At 37.6% G+C, this 17,847-nt stretch carries 10 protein-coding genes; all 10 read left to right on the top strand.

The genetic code is table 11. From position 1 onward, the window contains the following. Positions 1-679: 679 nt before the first annotated feature. The gene (locus tag U2718_RS20465) at positions 680-1,381 is read left to right on the top strand and encodes a response regulator transcription factor (RefSeq protein WP_342002074.1); all 702 of its coding nucleotides are present in this window, start codon (positions 680-682) and stop codon (positions 1,379-1,381) included. Between the two features lie 486 nt (positions 1,382-1,867). Further along, the gene (locus tag U2718_RS20470) at positions 1,868-3,046 is read left to right on the top strand and encodes an ABC exporter membrane fusion protein (RefSeq protein WP_342002072.1); all 1,179 of its coding nucleotides are present in this window, start codon (positions 1,868-1,870) and stop codon (positions 3,044-3,046) included. Positions 3,047-3,085: 39 nt separating this feature from the next. Then, on the top strand, positions 3,086-4,258 hold the full coding sequence (devC, locus tag U2718_RS20475) for an ABC transporter permease DevC (RefSeq protein WP_342002070.1): 1,173 nt from the start codon (positions 3,086-3,088) through the stop codon (positions 4,256-4,258). A gap of 8 nt (positions 4,259-4,266) precedes the next feature. Further along, positions 4,267-4,980 (top strand): DevA family ABC transporter ATP-binding protein, encoded by a 714-nt coding sequence (locus U2718_RS20480; RefSeq protein ID WP_342002068.1) that lies wholly within the window; start codon positions 4,267-4,269, stop codon positions 4,978-4,980. A gap of 309 nt (positions 4,981-5,289) precedes the next feature. After that, entirely contained in the window at positions 5,290-9,849 is a 4,560-nt protein-coding gene (locus U2718_RS20485) for a beta-ketoacyl synthase N-terminal-like domain-containing protein (RefSeq protein ID WP_411813334.1), read from the top strand. A gap of 191 nt (positions 9,850-10,040) precedes the next feature. After that, positions 10,041-10,613 carry a hypothetical protein gene (locus U2718_RS20490; RefSeq protein ID WP_411813335.1) on the top strand — a complete coding sequence of 191 codons (573 nt, stop codon included), beginning with the start codon at positions 10,041-10,043 and terminating at the stop codon, positions 10,611-10,613. A 181-nt stretch (positions 10,614-10,794) separates the two neighbouring features. Then, positions 10,795-12,519, top strand: coding sequence for an SDR family NAD(P)-dependent oxidoreductase (locus tag U2718_RS20495; protein ID WP_342002064.1), 1,725 nt, complete (start codon positions 10,795-10,797; stop codon positions 12,517-12,519). Between the two features lie 142 nt (positions 12,520-12,661). Further along, a complete protein-coding gene (locus U2718_RS20500) occupies positions 12,662-15,796 on the top strand; it encodes a type I polyketide synthase (RefSeq protein WP_342002062.1) in 3,135 nt (1,044 codons plus the stop codon). Between the two features lie 142 nt (positions 15,797-15,938). Next, positions 15,939-17,564, top strand: a complete 1,626-nt coding sequence (locus tag U2718_RS20505) for a PfaD family polyunsaturated fatty acid/polyketide biosynthesis protein (protein ID WP_411813336.1) — start codon at positions 15,939-15,941, stop codon at positions 17,562-17,564. Continuing rightward, positions 17,561-17,845 carry an acyl carrier protein gene (locus U2718_RS20510; protein WP_342002059.1) on the top strand — a complete coding sequence of 95 codons (285 nt, stop codon included), beginning with the start codon at positions 17,561-17,563 and terminating at the stop codon, positions 17,843-17,845. The genes U2718_RS20505 and U2718_RS20510 overlap by 4 nt, the downstream gene beginning before the upstream one ends. Positions 17,846-17,847 lie beyond the last annotated feature (2 nt).

The raw sequence follows: 17,847 nt of genomic DNA on the forward strand, positions 1-17,847 counted from the left end.
GCAAATTTAGTAAAACTTTTAACAATTAAATAGCTTTAGGGCAACCCTAACAATACATTTCATTTTGGGAATTTAGTAACAAAAGATTGCTTTTTTCACTAACTGCAATGACTTCTTCACAATCACCTTCCCCTGCTCTATATACTTACCCAACCTAAAGTCAAGGCAAATAACCATCATCTGTCTAGATAATAGGCTATTCTTTTTTAGTGTTGATAAACACAACATTAGTTGGCAACAATGTGGGGCTGATTCAATATATTGAGTTTATAAGGCAATATGTAATTCTTACTGTTGCAATTGTTGATATCAGGAGGAGAGGTAGAGTAGAACTTCATTGTCCAACTTCTTTTAAAGATTGTTAAAGTCACAATCCTACTTGCCTTGCTGCATATGCAGTCAAACTTCAACTTTAAAGTCGAAGTTGAATCAAAGCTTTAATGCTTGATAGAGATTGGTTAAGTGCTGACAAGTAAATTTTTGAATTCATAAGGTAGTCAAGCGGCAAATGAACACAGAGCTTAAACATTTTCAATAACTTTGAGGAGCAAACATCTCTGGCAGGCGGTGCAACTGAACTAAGTAGAGCATTTTATTCTATAGCTTCGTGCTACAACTTTATGACTTCGACTTTTTCATTATTAGCAATGCCAATTTAGCCAGAAAATATTGTTGTATTATGTCCTTATTAATTCTTATTGTCGATGATGATCCAACAGTTCGTTATGAAGCTAGTTCTTCTCTAGAGGAGTTCGGTTACTCAGTTATTACTACTGAGGATGGGCAAGAAGCATTAAATATCATTGAAGAGTACCATCCTAACTTAATCGTCACTGACATTAGTATGTCTGAGTTAGATGGTTATCAGTTAATTCGCTGGGTGCGCCAGCATCCAAAATTTCGTATATTGCCTGTAGTTTTTTTGACAGCAAGAGTAGATGCTCAAAAGCGAATTTTAGGCTATCAGCTAGGGGGTGACGCGTGTTTACCTAAACCATTTGAATTAAATGAACTATATGCTGTAATTCGCAATTTACTAGAGCGATCGCAACTAATGCTATGGGAGTGGCACTTAGGAATGCAACAGCAAAGTATGGAAAGGCAAATTACTTCAGTTGATTTCACATATCAGATTTCTTTAGGAAATCAAGAACAAATTCCCCAGGTAAATTCAATAGACCAAATATTTTTGACTCGCAGAGAAAGAATGGTTTTAAGATTTTTGATACAGGGTAAATCAAATTCCCAAATTGCTACTAACTTATATCTCAGTCGTCGAACTGTAGAGAAATATGTTAGTAATTTACTAGGTAAAACTGGAACAAATAATCGATTAGAGCTTGTACAATTTGCCATGAGAAATAATTTAATAAATCAATAATTAATTATTGATTTATGAGTGTGGTATTTATTTAATAGAGGTTTTGAACTACTATAGAATTTTAATAATCAAATTTATATTAAAGACAAAATTCTTAGTTATATATAATTAATATTATTTTGAAAATATATTATTTTTGTATTGTATAATTAATTATAATCAATTCAATATAAATAAATTCAAATATAAAACCCGGCTCCTCTAAGAAGCCGGGATTTTTATAAGTAGGTTTGAAATTTAACCTAGTTGTTATATTAATTAAATATTTATTTACTAACTAGTAATAATATACGTAACCTTACCTAGTTTATTGGGTAAAAATGCTATGTAAATAGTGTAAATAAGTGTTTATATTGATTGATAGCTAGCTGAATATTCATTTTGACTTCATGCAAACTGATGTGTTAAGCAACTAAAAAATAGTTTTAACAATCCAAAAAGAATTAAATATTGATAGATTCTGCCACATTGATTACTGAAGCAGAAATGATAAAAGAACAAAACGAAAATCATTCATTAATAAAACGTATCGGTCAGATACTGTTAATTTTATTAGTTGCCACAGGTTTATCCAATTTTTTGCTATTTCGATTTAGTTCTAGAAATTCTACACCAGTTGCTCAAAAGAGTAACCCCGCCATTATTGGTGTTACAGGTTTAGGGCGTTTAGAACCAGAAGGAGAAGTGATTCATCTATCTGCTCCGACTTCAATCCAAGGTACACGAGTGGAGCGAATTTTGGTAAAGGAAGGAGATAAGGTGCAATTAGAACAAATAATTGCAATTTTAGATAGTTATGAATCTCGCCAAGCTGCCTTAAATAGAGCCAAACAACAAGTCAAAATCGCCAAAGCTCGTCTAGCAAAGGTAAAAGCGGGTGCTCAAACAGGAGAAATAGCTGCTCAACAAGCAACGATCGCTCGCTTAGAGGCTGAATCGCGTGGAGAAATTGCCGCTCAACAAGCAGCGATCGCTCGTTTAGAAGCCGAGTTAAGCAATGCCGAAGCAGAGAACCGACGCTATCAGGAACTATACCAAACTGGAGCAATATCAGCTTCTGCTAGAGACAGCAAAAGACTACCAATGGAAACAGCTCAACAGCAGCTCAATGAAGCCAAAGCAACTCTAAAGCGTACCGTAGGAAGTTATCGAGAGCAGATCGCTCAAGCTAAAGCGACTCTCAATCGAATTGTAGAGATTCGTCCTGAAGATGTGCAATTAGCTCAAGCAGAAGTTGATGATGCGATCGCTCAAGTTCAACAAGCGCAAGCAGATTACAATTTAGCCTACGTGCGCTCTCCCATAAATGGCAAGGTTTTGAAAATTCATACCCGCGCTGGAGAAATTGTTAGCAATCAAGGCATTGCCGAGCTTGGTAAAACTAACCAGATGTATGTAGTGGCAGAAATATATGAAACAGACATCAAAAAAGTACGTATAGGTCAACAGGCTACCATTTCTAGCGTGGCTTTTCCAGGCAAAGTTCAAGGAACAGTCAGCCATGTTGGTTTACAAGTTAGCAAACAAAATGTTTTTGATGTCAATCCATCAGCAGACACCGATCAAAAAGTAGTTGAAGTGAAAATTCGGATTTCCAACCCAGAAGATAGTCAGCTAGTAGCCAGGCTAACTAACTTACAAGTGCAAGTAATGATTCACATATAACTAACACTTCTATAATTCCCACCCTCAAAAACTTGAACAATGATTCTTAAGATTCCCCTAGCTTGGCTACAACTAGCCCACCAAAAAGCTCGCTTTCTAGTAACTTTAAGTGGTATCGCCTTTATCGTCATTCTTTTGTTTGTACAACTAGGTGTACAAGATGCTCTGTATGCAAGTGCTACATATTTACATGAGAATTTACGAGGAGATTTATTTTTAATTAGCTCTCAATATAATTCTTTAACCTCCCAGCACAGTTTTCCTCGTTCTCGCTTATATCAGGCTCTCGGTTTTAACGGTGTAGAATCAGTCATTCCTTTATATCTCCAATTTGCTAAGTTAAAAAATCCTGTTAATGGACGCAAATTTCCAATATATGTTATTGCCTTCGATCCTGGAAAACCAATTCTTAACTTATCAGAAGTTAATCATAATCTCAAGATAATTCAACTTCCTAATGTTGTTTTGTTTGACCGATTATCTCGCACTGAATTTGGCCCAATCACTGAAAATTTTGAGCAAAATAAACTTGTAATTATTGAGATATTTGGCTATAACAAAAGAATAGGTTACATGGTAAAAGTTGGAGGTTTATTTACCCAAGGCCCTTCCTTTGGAGTTGATGGAAACTTAATTATGAGTTATTCAACTTTTTTAAGGACATTTCAAGAGAGACGGGCAGGAGAAATAGACATAGGTTTATTGAATCTTAAACCTGGTGCTGATATTCAACAAGTTGCTGCTAATTTATCAGCTTACTTACCAAAAGATGTCAAGATTTTTAATCGTCAGGAATTTATTCAGTTTGAAAAAGATTTTTGGTCTAGACGAACACCCATTGGTTTTGTATTTACCTTGATGGTGACAATGGGCTTTGCGATTGGTATCGCTGTTGTTTATCAAATTCTTTATAGTAATATTTCCAATCATTTGGCTGAATATGCAACCTTAAAAGCAATAGGATTTAAAAATAACTACTTGTTAAAAGTAGTATTTCAACAATCTTTAGTTTTAGCTTTATTAGGTTATATTCCAGGATTTATAATTACTTTAGATATATATAGTTTTGCTAACAATGTTACTCGTCTACCAATTTTTATGAGTGTTGACAAAGCCTTAATCGTCTTAATAACAACAATATTAATGTGTTCGATATCTGGTTTTTTCGCCATGAATAAGCTAAGAGCGGCAGATCCAGCCGATATTTTCTAATTTTATATATGCAACTGTTTCAATCAATTCCAGACCAGTGCGTTGTGACTATTGACAATCTGAATTACTATTTCGGTCAACAACCATTACGGCATCAAATTTTATTTAATATCACTTTGAAAATAAGATATGGAGAAATTATAATTATGACTGGGCCATCTGGTTCGGGAAAAACCACATTATTGAGTTTGATTGGTGGTTTACGCTCTCCTCAAGAGGGAAGTATTAAAGTTCTAAATCAAGAACTAAATGGTGCTAACAATGACAAATTAGTAAAAATACGTCGCCATATTGGCTATATTTTTCAAGCTCACAACTTACTAGAATTTTTAACTGCTCGTCAGAATGTCCAAATTTCACTTGAATTGCATAAAGAAATTTCTGCGACAGAAGCCCGTCGCAAATCAGAAGCCATACTCCAAGCTGTAAAATTGGGCGATCGCGTGAATTACTACCCTCACAATCTCTCAGGAGGACAAAAGCAAAGGGTAGCCATTGCCCGTGCTTTAGTAAGCCATCCCAAATTAATTTTAGCTGATGAACCTACCGCAGCTTTAGATAGTAAAACAGGTAGAGATATTGTAGAGTTAATGCGGCAATTAGCTAAACAACAAGAATGTGCAATCTTAATGGTGACTCACGACAACCGCATTCTAGATATTGCTGATCGCATTATTCAAATGGAAGATGGTCAGTTGATTAGTACTAATAAAATTAACTAATTAAAGTTGTCATTAGTTATTAGTCATGGTCATTCTTTAAGAGTAACAGAATAATATTCTTCAATTATTTGCTTTTACTAATCATCAGCTACTTAACTTATTTTTCATAAATCCAATCACATAAAATTCCACAACCAAGGATGAAAATATCTCTGTCCTATTCCTTGTTCCCTGTTAAGAGTTCCCTATGTTCAAATGACTGCTTTTAAAATTAATACCGCTCTCGCAAATTTGCAACAAGAGGTTAACAATTGTGAGAAAGTTCTAAACCAGCTGATACAGACAAAAAAAAAGAGGCTTGAGAAATCAATGGAGATTAGAAAACTCAACTCCCAACTGCAAAAAAGTCCTATAGCTATTATTGGGATAGCTTCTTTATTTCCACAATCTAAAAATTTACAGGAATACTGGGAGAAGATTCTTCACAAAATTGATTGTATTACCGATGTACCCCCTTCACGTTGGGATGTAGAGTCTTACTACGATCCAGATCCCAAAGTACCTGACAAAACCTACTGTAAAAGAGGTGGATTTCTCCCAGAAATCGATTTCAATCCGATGGAATTTGGGCTTCCCCCCAATATTCTCGAAGTTACGGATATTTCCCAGTTGCTAAGTTTAGTTGTAGCAAAACAAGCTCTAGAAGATGCAGGCTATGGTTCATCTACACAGTTTAATCGAGAACGCACCGGAGTTATTCTGGGTGTGGCTTTGGGAAGACAACTGAGTGTTCCACTCTGTAATCGGTTACAGTATCCCATTTGGGAAAAAGTTCTTAAAAGCAGTGGATTGTCTGATGAGGATACTCAAAAAATAGTCGAAAAGATGAAACTAGCATATGTAAATTGGGAAGAAAATGCCTTCCCTGGGATGCTAGCTAACGTAGTCAGTGGCAGAATTGCTAACCGCCTAGATTTAGGGGGAATCAACTGCGTGGTTGATGCAGCCTGTGCTAGTTCGTTTGGCGCTCTCAAAATGGCTGTTAGCGAGTTGAGCGAACATCACAGCGATATGATGCTAACTGGAGGAGTTGATACCGACAACTCGATTCTTGCCTATATGTGTTTTAGCAAAACACCTGCCATCTCCCCAAGCCAGAATACCAAACCTTTTGATGATGATGCAGATGGGATGATGCTAGGTGAAGGCATTGGCATGATAGTACTGAAACGCCTTGAAGATGCCGAACGAGACGATGACAGAATCTATGCAGTGATTAAAGGAATTGGCACCTCTAGTGATGGTAAGTATAAAAGTATCTACGCACCTCGTCCAGAAGGACAAGTGAGAGCATTGCGTCGTGCCTATGAAGATGCCGATTTATCGCCTCTTACTGTTAGTTTACTAGAAGCGCACGGCACAGGCACTAAAGCCGGAGATGTAGCAGAATTTACGGCTTTAAAAGAATTTTTTAGCGAAAATAACTCTAAAAATCAACACATTGCTCTTGGAAGTGTTAAATCACAGATAGGACATACAAAAGCCGCAGCAGGTACAGCCAGTTTAATTAAAACTGCTCTAGCCCTACACCATAAAGTATTGCCGCCCACAATTAACATTATTAAGCCAAACTCTAAATTTAATCTAGAAACTTCACCTTTTTATTTAAATACAGAAACTAAACCCTGGCTTTGCATCGACGGGGGAGCGCCAAGACGAGCGGGCGTGAGTTCTTTTGGTTTTGGTGGCACAAATTATCATGTTGTTATGGAAGAATACGAAAGCGAACATCATTTCGCCTATCGTTTACACAGCACTCCCCAATCAATACTGTTGTCTGCATCTACACCAAAGCAGTTGTTAGCTCAATGTGAAGACTTTCTGCAAAAACTGCAATCCACTGCCAAAGATAGATATTATCTAGAACTGATTGAATCTAGTGAATCTCTAGAAGTTCCTCTTACTCATGTCAGAGTGGGGTTTGTCGCAGATTCTTTATCGGAAGCTTGCGACTCATTGCGGATGAGCATTGATTGGCTCAAGAAATTTCATGAAAATGAATCGTGGAATCTACCCCAAGGAATTTACTACCGCAAAACTGGCATTGCTTTGCAGGGGAAAGTAGTTGCTTTATTTTCAGGGCAAGGCTCTCAATATTTAAATATGGGCAGGGAACTTGCTATTAACTTTCCTTCCTTGCGACAAGCCTACAGTTATATGAACGGGCTTTTGCATCAAGATGATTTGCCGCCAATTTCAGATATTGTTTTCCCTCCGCCCGTATTTGATGCTGCTACAAGACAAGCTCAAAGCGAAGTTTTGCAGCGTACTGAGCACGCCCAAGCAGCGATTGGAGTTTTTAGCGTTGGCTTATACAAAATTTTACAACAAGCCGGATTTAAACCTGACTTTGTTGCTGGACATAGCTTTGGAGAATTGACGGCTCTTTGGGCTGCCGAAGTCTTAAGTGATAAAGATTATTTTTTTCTAGTTAAAGCTAGAAGTCAAGCTATGGCAATGCCCAAAGATCCCAATTTTGATGCGGGAGCCATGCTGTCTGTTAAGGGCGATGTGAGTGGGGTAAACCAAGTAGTAAAGAAATTCCCTCAAGTTACGATCGCTAATTTAAATTCCAAAAATCAGGTGGTACTAGCAGGTGTTAAGCCGGAAATAGCTCAAGTTCAACAGATTTTAAATGAGCAAGGTTATTCTACTGTTTTATTATCTGTATCGGCAGCTTTTCATACACCATTTGTTAGTCGAGCACAAAAACCTTTTGCTCAAGCAATTGAAGCAGTTACCTTTAAAACTGCCAAAATTCCGGTTTACAGCAATGTCACAGGCAAACGCTATCCTACCGAACCCCAAGCTATCAAAAATATTCTCAAAGAGCATTTGATCAACTCGGTACGCTTTCAGCATGAAATAGAAAATATCTATGCTGACGGTGGCTATATCTTTATTGAATTTGGGCCGAGGAATATTCTAACAAACTTAGTGAAAGATACCCTTGGCGACAAACCCCACCTTGCCGTAGCCCTAAATGCCACAAGCCAAAAAGATAGCGATCGCCTATTAAGAGAAGCTGTTGTGCAGTTGCGTGTTGCTGGTTTACCTTTAAAAAACCTAGATCCTTACCAGCAATCGCAGAAAATAGTTGAGTCTGATGAGAATAAGATTTTGAATGTTCGTTTAAACGGTACGAACTATGTAACAGAAAAAACAAAAATAGCTTTTGAAAACGCTTTACAGGATAGGCAAAAAGTCACATTTAATACTAGTAATTCAGACATCAAATCTGTTACTGACTCCATAGTACTAACTCCACCAGCTTATCAAAGCAATGGACATCCACAGAAAAACGGGCATCAATTAAAATCCCCTCACACTACATCTGAGATGAAAATTGCTCCTATCTCAAATTTATCCGCATTCGATACACCAATTTCTGTTCAACCACCTCTTGAACCGAAGATGCAAAAAACACCACATATAAATTATCAAAGTCTTTTAGCCAACTTAGATTCTAGCCTCAAACAATTCCATCAACATCAAGATGATATTTTGCGTACCCACGAACAATTTCTTAACCAACAGATGGAATTTGGTAAGATATTCTGCCAGCTCATGGAACAGCAGAACTTATTATTTGCAAACGGGAACGCTAGTCAACAACAGTTGGAAACCAAGTTAACCGTACTTGAAAGCTCCGAACGCAGTATCAAGAGATTTCAAGCTTATCAAGATCAAACTCTACGCATTCATGAGGAATATTTAAACCATGAGAAGGAGTATGCTAAAAATTTCTACCAATTAATACAGCAACAGTTTGAAATTCTACTCAATAGTGACTCAAGCGATCACCAGATATCGACTAAAGTTTCAGATTTTGGCAATCGTGATAGCCCTCTAACTGTACCTACAATTAGAGAAAACAATGCGACTAAACACGATAGTACTATTTCGTTCGCAGATCTATCGGTTGCCATATCTACTAATGGGCATTCAAGAAATCCTGAATCAGTTTTAAGTAATGGTTCTAGTCATGGCTTGAATCTAGTTCAAGAAAACGACTTTCCTCAAAATATACAACCTGAGTCAACAGCAGCGATCGCTCCCCCAACACAGGTAAGTATTAATGTTGCCGAATTCAGTCAAACCCTACTCAACATCGTTAGCCAAAAGACGGGTTATCCAGCTCAAATCTTAGAGCTAGAGATGGATATGGAAGCAGATTTGGGAATTGACTCAATCAAACGTGTCGAAATCCTGGGCGCAGTGCAACAGCAATATCCCGATTTGCCCAAAGTCAATCCTGATGAACTTGCACAACTACGCACCCTCGCTCAGATTGTTGAGCATATCAAAACTTTAGTACCAGAAAGTGATCGCACTCAGCCCATATCTATTACAGCTGATTTTGAACAACCGCAGATTATATCAAGTCCAGCTCATGACTTATCATCAGAATATATCCGCGTTCCCGCTTCTGGTTATGTCTCTGTCAACCCAAACAATCAGTCTTTCAACGAACGCGATCTAAATATTTCCTATCCTACTGCCAGCAACGCTTTGGAGTTAGTTCAGGAGATTGTAGAGGCAGATGAACAAACCCAATCATCGGTAGTGATCGCTCCCCCAACACAAAGTATTGATGTTGACGAATTCAGTCAAACCCTACTCAACATCGTTAGCCAAAAGACGGGTTATCCAGCTCAAATCTTAGAGCTAGAGATGGATATGGAAGCAGATTTGGGAATTGACTCAATCAAACGTGTCGAAATCCTGGGCGCAGTGCAACAGCAATATCCCGATTTGCCCAAAGCCAATCCTGATGAACTTGCACAACTACGCACCCTCGCTCAAATCGTTGAGTATCTGCAACTTTCTCTAGTAAGCTTGGCTGAAAAAAAAACGCTGAAAGTATAGGTTCACAACAGCAACCCAGTCTAGCTCGCAATATTCCACGCTGTGCTGTCAAACTAAAATCTCTGCCTAAACCGGATTTTTTAGACTTCACCTTCAGCAAAAACTACATTGCCCTACTTACCGATGATGGTGGCTTAACGACTGCTAAATTAGCTCAATTCCTTAAAGAGCAAGGCTGGAAGGTTATTGTTTTGAGTTTTCCCCCATCAGCGATCGCCAAACAATCGCCTTTACCCGCAGAAATTACTCGGATTGCGCTCGAAGATATGAGTGAAGAACATTTAAAACAACAGTTAACAGCGATCGCCAACACTTATGGCGCAATTGGCGCTTTCATTCATCTCAATCCCTTATTTGTTGCCAAGCCAAATGATGGAATTCAGTATTTGGAAGTAGAAAAGGCGATCATCAAACATATCTTTCTCATCGCCAAATACCTCAAAAAATCACTTAATCAAGCGGCAAGTGAAGGATACAGTTGTTTTTGCACTATTGCTCGTCTTGATGGAGCATTTGGTTTAACACAAAAAGTAAACTTTGGTGCTATTAGTGCCGGGCTATTTGGATTAACGAAATCTCTTAACTTGGAATGGGAATCTGTATTTTGTCGGGCAATTGACTTAAGTTTTGATTTGGATGCCGAACAATCTGCACAACATATTATTGCTGAACTTCACGATCCTAATCGTTTAATAACCGAAGTTGGCTATAGCAAAAACGGACGAGTCACTCTAGTTGCTGAAGTATCCCACAAAACGAAGTAGCTCAGATTAACGCTCTGTGTTCCTACCTTACGGGAAGACGTTCGCGTAGCGTGTCGCTTTCCGACTCAGCGCCTAAAGCGTCAACCTCTGCGAAATCAACTCAAAGATTAAATCATTCAATAATTCAATCATTAATGACTAGAAGAATAATTTATTAGCATCCATTTAACTAGAATAAATTATGAGCAAAAAAGCCAGAATTAATTCTTCATCAGTTTTTCTTGTTAGTGGTGGTGCAAAAGGTATTACACGAGAATGCGTACTGAAAATAGCGCAACAGTATCAGTGCAAATTTATTTTACTTGGTCGTTCATTATTACAAGTTGAACCCAATTGGGTTAAAGATTATTTTGATGAATTGGAATTGAAAAAACGAATTACAGAATATTTTCTTTCTTTAGGAGAAAAACCTACACCCAAGACAGTACAAAAGTTATCTAATAGTATTTCATCTAGTCGAGAAATCAAAAAAACGCTTTCTAGTATTGAAAGTTCAGGAGGACAAGCAGAGTATATTAGTGTGGATATAACTGATGCGATCGCCTTACAAGAAAAGCTGGTAGTTGCAGTTCAGAAGCTGGGTACGATCGCAGGAATTATTCACGGAGCGGGCAATTTAGCTGATAAGTTGATTGAAAATAAATCAGAACAGGATTTTGAAACAGTATATGCAGCTAAAGTTAAAGGCTTGGAAAACCTACTATCTTGTGTAGATATCAGCCAACTTGATTATTTAGTTATGTTTTCTTCGATAGCTGGTTTCTATGGCAATAGTGGACAAACTGACTACGCGATCGCCAATGAAATTTTGAATAAATCAGCTTATCTTGTCAAGAAAAATTATCCAAAATGCCATGTAATTTCCATCAATTGGGGGCCTTGGGAAATTGGGATGGTAACTACAGAATTAAAAAATATTTTTCAAGAGCGCAATATTGATATTATTCCCATTCGAGTTGGAACACAACTGTTAGTTGAAGAATTAAATACCGTCCAAAATGAAACAGTACAAGTTGTCATTGGTAAGCCCATATTACCAACAGTCAGCAAGTTAAAACCAGAGTTGAAAACATACCGTATTCACCGCAAACTAACATTAGCAGCCAATCCATTTTTGCAAGATCATGTGATTGCTGGTTATCCTGTTTTACCTACTACTTGCGCCATGGCATGGATTGCTAATTCCTGCGAACAACTCTATCCCGGCTATAAATTTTTTAATTTCACAAACTTTCTAATCTTAAAAGGAATTATTTTCAATGAAAATATGGCTAATGAATATATACTGGAACTACAAGAAACTGGTAAAACTAATAGCGAGATAGAATTTGATGCAAAAATAATCAGTAAAAATCAATCTAATAAAGCTCCTTGTTATTACCATTATACTACTAAGATAAAACTGTTAAAGCAAATTCCTATATCTCCTAATTACAATAAATTTAACTTAACACAAACTCAAGTTAATAATGATTTTTATCAAAATGGTCAAGGAATATTATTTCACGGCCCTTGTTTTCAAGGTGTTAAAAGAGTTTTAAATATTAATCTTCAAGAAATTACTGTAGAATGTCTCTGGCAAGGTATTGAAGAAAAACAACAGGGAAATTTTCAAACTCAAACGTTTAATCCCTACACTACTGATATACAAATACATTGTGTTTTGATTTGGTTAGAGCATTTTTATCAACAGATTTGTTTACCTGCACAAGTACAAAAACTTGAACAATTTGCAGAGATTCCAATTAATGAAAAATTTTATGTTACCGCTGAAATTAAATATAAAACAGAGACTTGTATTATATCCGATATCAAAATACATAATCTTCAAGGACAAGTATACTCATATATGTATGGTACCAATGGAACTATTATTTCCAAAGAAAAATTGAAACTAATTAAGTAGAAGGCAGAAGGAAAAACTCTCTAAAGAAGAGACTTTTGTTAGTTGACATTTTACGTTTAATTATGTCCATCTACTTAAATAATTTTAAATAACTAAAAATTTATAACAGAAAACAATTTGATAACTCAGGTAAAACTTCATTATGAATATAGAAAAAGTTGAAGAAAATAAAGTATTTGAGTCACTTAAAACTACAAATATGGCGATTGTAGGCATGGATGCCTTATTTGGCTCCTGTGATGGCTTAGATGCTTTTGAACGGGGTATTTATCAAGGAAGCCAATATTTTACTACTCTCCCTTCCAGCCGTTGGGAAGAAATAGAACAGCAGCAATTACTTAAAGCTCATGGCTTTGAAGACGGAAAAGCACCATTGGGTGCATACATCAAAGATTTTGAAATTGATACTTTACGTATCAAAGTACCTCCTCAGGAAGCAGAAACACTCAACCCACAACAATTATTGATTCTCAAGGTAGTTGATCGCGCTCTTCAAGATGCGGAAATCGGTGAAGGCGAAAACATAGCCATAGTAATTGCTAGTGAAAACTTGAATTATGTCGAGAACATCACTAACCATATTTCCACTTTATGGAATTTTATCGGCTCTGCGTTCACACTTCATACTGGAGAAAATTCTGTATTCAAAGCCTTGGAAGTTGCCGAAATGTTACTTGCTGCCAAGGAAGTAGACGCCGTTGTTGTCGGTGCAGTCGAGCTTGCTGGCAAAGTTGAAAATGTTTTGTGGCGAAACCAAACGTCGAAAATCAACACAGGTAAGAATACCCTTTCCTACGATCAAAACGTCAATGGTTGGATGTTAGGTGAAGGTGCTGGATCTGTTGTTCTCAAGCGCCTGGATACAGCCAAGCAAGAGCAAAAGCGCATTTATGCGGTGATCAACGCCATCAGTTTTGTGCAGGAGTCTGCTAATTCAGAAAACATAAAAGCTAATACCATCACCCAAGTATGTCAAAGGGCTTTCGCGGCAGCAGGAGTTAAACCTGCCGACATCGATTATATAGAAGTTTTTGGCAGTGGTGTACAGCGACAAGACGAGTCTGAAATTGAGGGATTGGTGCGAGCTTATCAATCTGCCGGAGGAAATTTAAAGTGTGCGATCGGCAGTGTCAAGGCTAATATCGGTCATACCTACATTGCTGGGGGAATAGCAAGCTTAATCAAAACTGCCCTGTGTTTGTATCACCGATATATTCCCAGTGTACCCCAATGGACTGCTCCCAAAATACCTGATATCTGGCAAAATAGCCCTTTTTATGTAGCTACCGAATCTAAACCGTGGTTTTTAGAACAAACAGGAGCTGACAGAATTGCTGCTATTAACGGACTAGGCTTGGATGGTACTTACACACATTTAATTTTGTCGGAAGAAGCAACTCAAAAAGAACGCAGTAGTAGGTATCTAGAGCAAATGCCTTTCTATCTTTTCCCGCTTGCTGCTAATGAGCGATCGCTTTTACTAGATCAGTTGAATACTTTACAACAAACTATTGCAGACTGCTCTTGTTTATCCACTGCCACCAGCCTTGCCTTTGCCGCTTTTCAAAAGAACTCTCCAGCCACTTACGCACTAGCAATTGTTGGGCGTAATCAAGAGGAATTGATACGAGAGATTCAGCGTGCTCTCAAGGGCATAGTTGATGCTTTTGATACAGGTAAAGACTGGCAAACTCCTGTCGGTAGCTATTTTACGCCAAAACCACTGGGTAAAAAAGGCACTGTCGCCTTCGTTTACCCTGGTGCTTACAGTTCTTATATCGGAATTGCCCGTAATCTGTTCCGCTTATTTCCCAAAATCTATGACAATCCACTGATTAAAAGCGTTTACAGTCGTCTTGCCAATGTAGAGAAAATTCTTTATCCCCGCAGCCTAGACAAATTATCAAAAAGGCAATTAGAAGCCCTAGAACAACGATTAATAGACGATCCAGTCGCAATGCTCGAATCTGAAATGTGGGTTGCTGGATTGTTGAGTGCAATTCTGAGGCATTACTTTCAACTACAGCCTGATTGTGCTTTTGGCTATAGCCTTGGTGAAACTAGCATGATGCTGGCTCAAGGTGTATGGACTCATTTTCATGAAGGCAGTCAAAGCTTAAACTCGTCTGCTTTGTTTAAAACAGAGTTATCGGGGGCTAAAAATGCAGTTCGCAGGTTTTGGAAATTGCCCCAAATTCAAGATGGAGAAGGCTCTGAGTTCTGGAGTACTTACATTCTCATGTGTGCGGTATCCCTCGTCAAGGAAGCTCTCAAACATGAGAACCACGTTTATTTAATTCTTATAAATACTCCACAAGAAGTAGCGATCGCTGGTGACACTCAAGCCTGTCAAAGGGTGATTGAAAGGCTAAATTGTGATGCTTTTCGTACTCCTTTCAATTATGTAATTCATTGCGAGGCTATACGTTCTGAATACGATGAACTCGTTAAATTAAACACTTTACCTATTCAAAACGTACCAAATACCGTTTTTTATTCCGCAGCAGATTACCAACCAATTACTCTCGACAGTAATTCTATCGGTCAAAATATTGCTAAATGTCTATGTCAACAACTTGATTTTCCTCGGTTAATAAATCGAGTTTACGACGATGGCACTCGAATATTTATCGAGGTAGGGGCTGGCAGTACTTGTTCTAGATGGATTAGTGAAAATCTTAAACATAGAGAACATCTTGCAATATCCCTGAATAAAAGAGGTGTAGATGAGCATACTTCTCTTGTTAGAGGACTAGCAAAACTTGTCAGTCACCAAGTTTCTTTGGATTTATCACCATTGTATAGTCCGGTACAAGAAACTTTTCATTTCAACAAGTCAATTATTAAAAAAATTACTTTAGATGGATGCCAGATTAGTGACACAATTTTAAGTGATGAACATCAAAAAAGTTTTCAAGATGTAAATAGCCAACAACAGCAAAATTCACAAATTTTTCATCAATCAGAAGCAGTTAATTTCTCTAATTTTCAAGAGAACATAATTGAAAATACGATATATGAACGTCATAAAGCTTGCACAGACAATTCAAATTTTATTAATAAATTAGAACATTTTCATCTCTATGATTTTAATTTCCAGAAGAAGAACATAAATATCCATCGTCTACATAAAGCTCATACTAATTTTTTACAAACTAGACAAGAAATTTTAAGGAAAATCGGCAAAATCATTCAATTGCAAATGGCTTACTCACAAAAATTACTTCATCAAAAAAGTTTAGCCGAAATCAATAAAAATCATTCTGAAAATGAATAACTAATAATCAGTAAATAGTTCACAAAATACATAACTTTCTCAAATATTGTATGAACAAAAACATTTATTAACCGTTATTGGAGGGCTAAAAACCGTGATCGGTACAGAAGCGGTAAAAAGTAAAAATGATGATGTTCTTCAAATTTCTGGCCATAACAGTCATAAACTATACTGGCAAGGCTCATTAGATTTAGTATCTTTTGATGAAGCAGGCATAAAAACTAAATTGCTGAATATAGATAAACCTTGCCACATTCTGAGATTAAAAGGATGTATCGGTGTAACCAATGAGGGCTATTTGTATCAGTCAGAACCTAATGCTAGAAAGCAAATAGAAGTATTGATATCTGTTCCACCCTTAGCAATTCAACAGTTAGGCGATCGCACTTTTCTAGACTTTCATGGTGTGAAGTGTGCATATGCTAGTGGTTCAATGGCTGGTGGCATCGCTTCTGAAGAACTCGTCATCGCTCTAGGTAAACAGAGCATATTGAGTTCTTTTGGCGCTGGCGGTTTATCTCCTTCCCGGCTCGAAACAGCTATTCATCGCATTCAACAGGCTTTACCAAAAGGGCCATTTGCTTTCAATTTAATTCACAGTCCCAGTGAACCTGCTATTGAAAGTGCTGCGGTTGATTTATATCTCAAATATGGCATCAGAACAATAGAAGCTTCTGCATTTTTGGATTTAACTCCTAACATCGTTTATTACCGAGCTGCGGGACTAAATCTTAATGCAGCTAATCAAATAGAAATTAAAAACAAAGTTATTGCTAAAATTTCTAGAACAGAAGTCGCAACCAAATTTCTCCAACCTGCCCCTAAAGAGATTCTCAGACAATTAGTTGAACAAGGTCTAATTACACAGTTGCAGGCAATTCTAGCTGCCAAAGTTCCTATTGCTGACGATATTACAGTAGAAGCAGATTCTGGTGGTCATACAGATAATCGTCCTTTAGTTTGTCTGTTGCCCTCCATGTTGGAATTGAGAGATGAAATTCAAAGTAAATACTGTTACGTAAAACCTGTACGAGTTGGGGTAGCAGGAGGAATTGCAACTCCCCAATCAGCTTTAGCCGCCTTTATGATGGGCGCTGCTTATGTTGTCACTGGCTCTATTAACCAGTCTTGTCTTGAAGCCGGAACTTCTGAATATACAAAACAACTGCTGGCTCAAGCCGAGATGGCGGATGTAATGATGGCTCCGGCAGCAGATATGTTTGAAATGGGTATAAAACTTCAAGTCCTCAAAAGAGGAACGCTTTTCCCCATCCGCGCTCAAAAACTTTTCGACCTCTACAAAAGCTATGACGCAATAGAAGATATTCCGATGTACGAAAGAGAGAAACTAGAAAAACAAATTTTTAGAAGCAGCCTTGAATCTATTTGGGAAGAAACATTAGCTTATTTATCCAAACGAAATCCTGAGAAAATTTCTAAAGCCGCCAACAATCCCAAGCTGAAAATGGCTTTAATTTTCCGTTGGTATCTGGGTTTATCATCCCGTTGGTCAATTTTAGGAGAAAAAGGACGGGAGATTGATTACCAAATTTGGTGCGGCCCGGCTATGGGCGCTTTTAATAACTGGGTAAAGAGTTCTTATCTAGCTAATCCGAACAATCGGAGGGTGGTTGATGTTGCTCACCACATTATGACTGGATCTGCATTTTTATATCGGCTGCAAAGTTTGAAAATGCAAGGATTGCAAATGCCAGCATACTACAGCCAGTATTGCCCAGTTCCTCTCGAATCAGGAGTATACGGATGACAAATTTTACTCAGCAGTCTCAAACTGCCGAAGCAATTCAAAATTGGTTAGTTGTTCAGCTTGCCGAGCGGTTGAATATTGAACCAGATGAGTTAGATATTGATTTACCTTTTGACAACTACAATTTGAATTCAAACGAGGCATTGGCTCTTTTGAACAAGCTAGAGAAATGGTTGGGTCGATCGCTATCTCCAACCATAGTGTGGAATTATCCTACGATTGCAACCCTCGCTGAACGTTTAGCCGAGGAAACTGAAGTAGCCACACAAAAGGAGGAGTAAGC

Origin of the sequence: Chlorogloeopsis sp. ULAP02, assembly GCF_038404745.2 — a bacterium.
Lineage (GTDB): Bacteria > Cyanobacteriota > Cyanobacteriia > Cyanobacteriales > Nostocaceae > Chlorogloeopsis.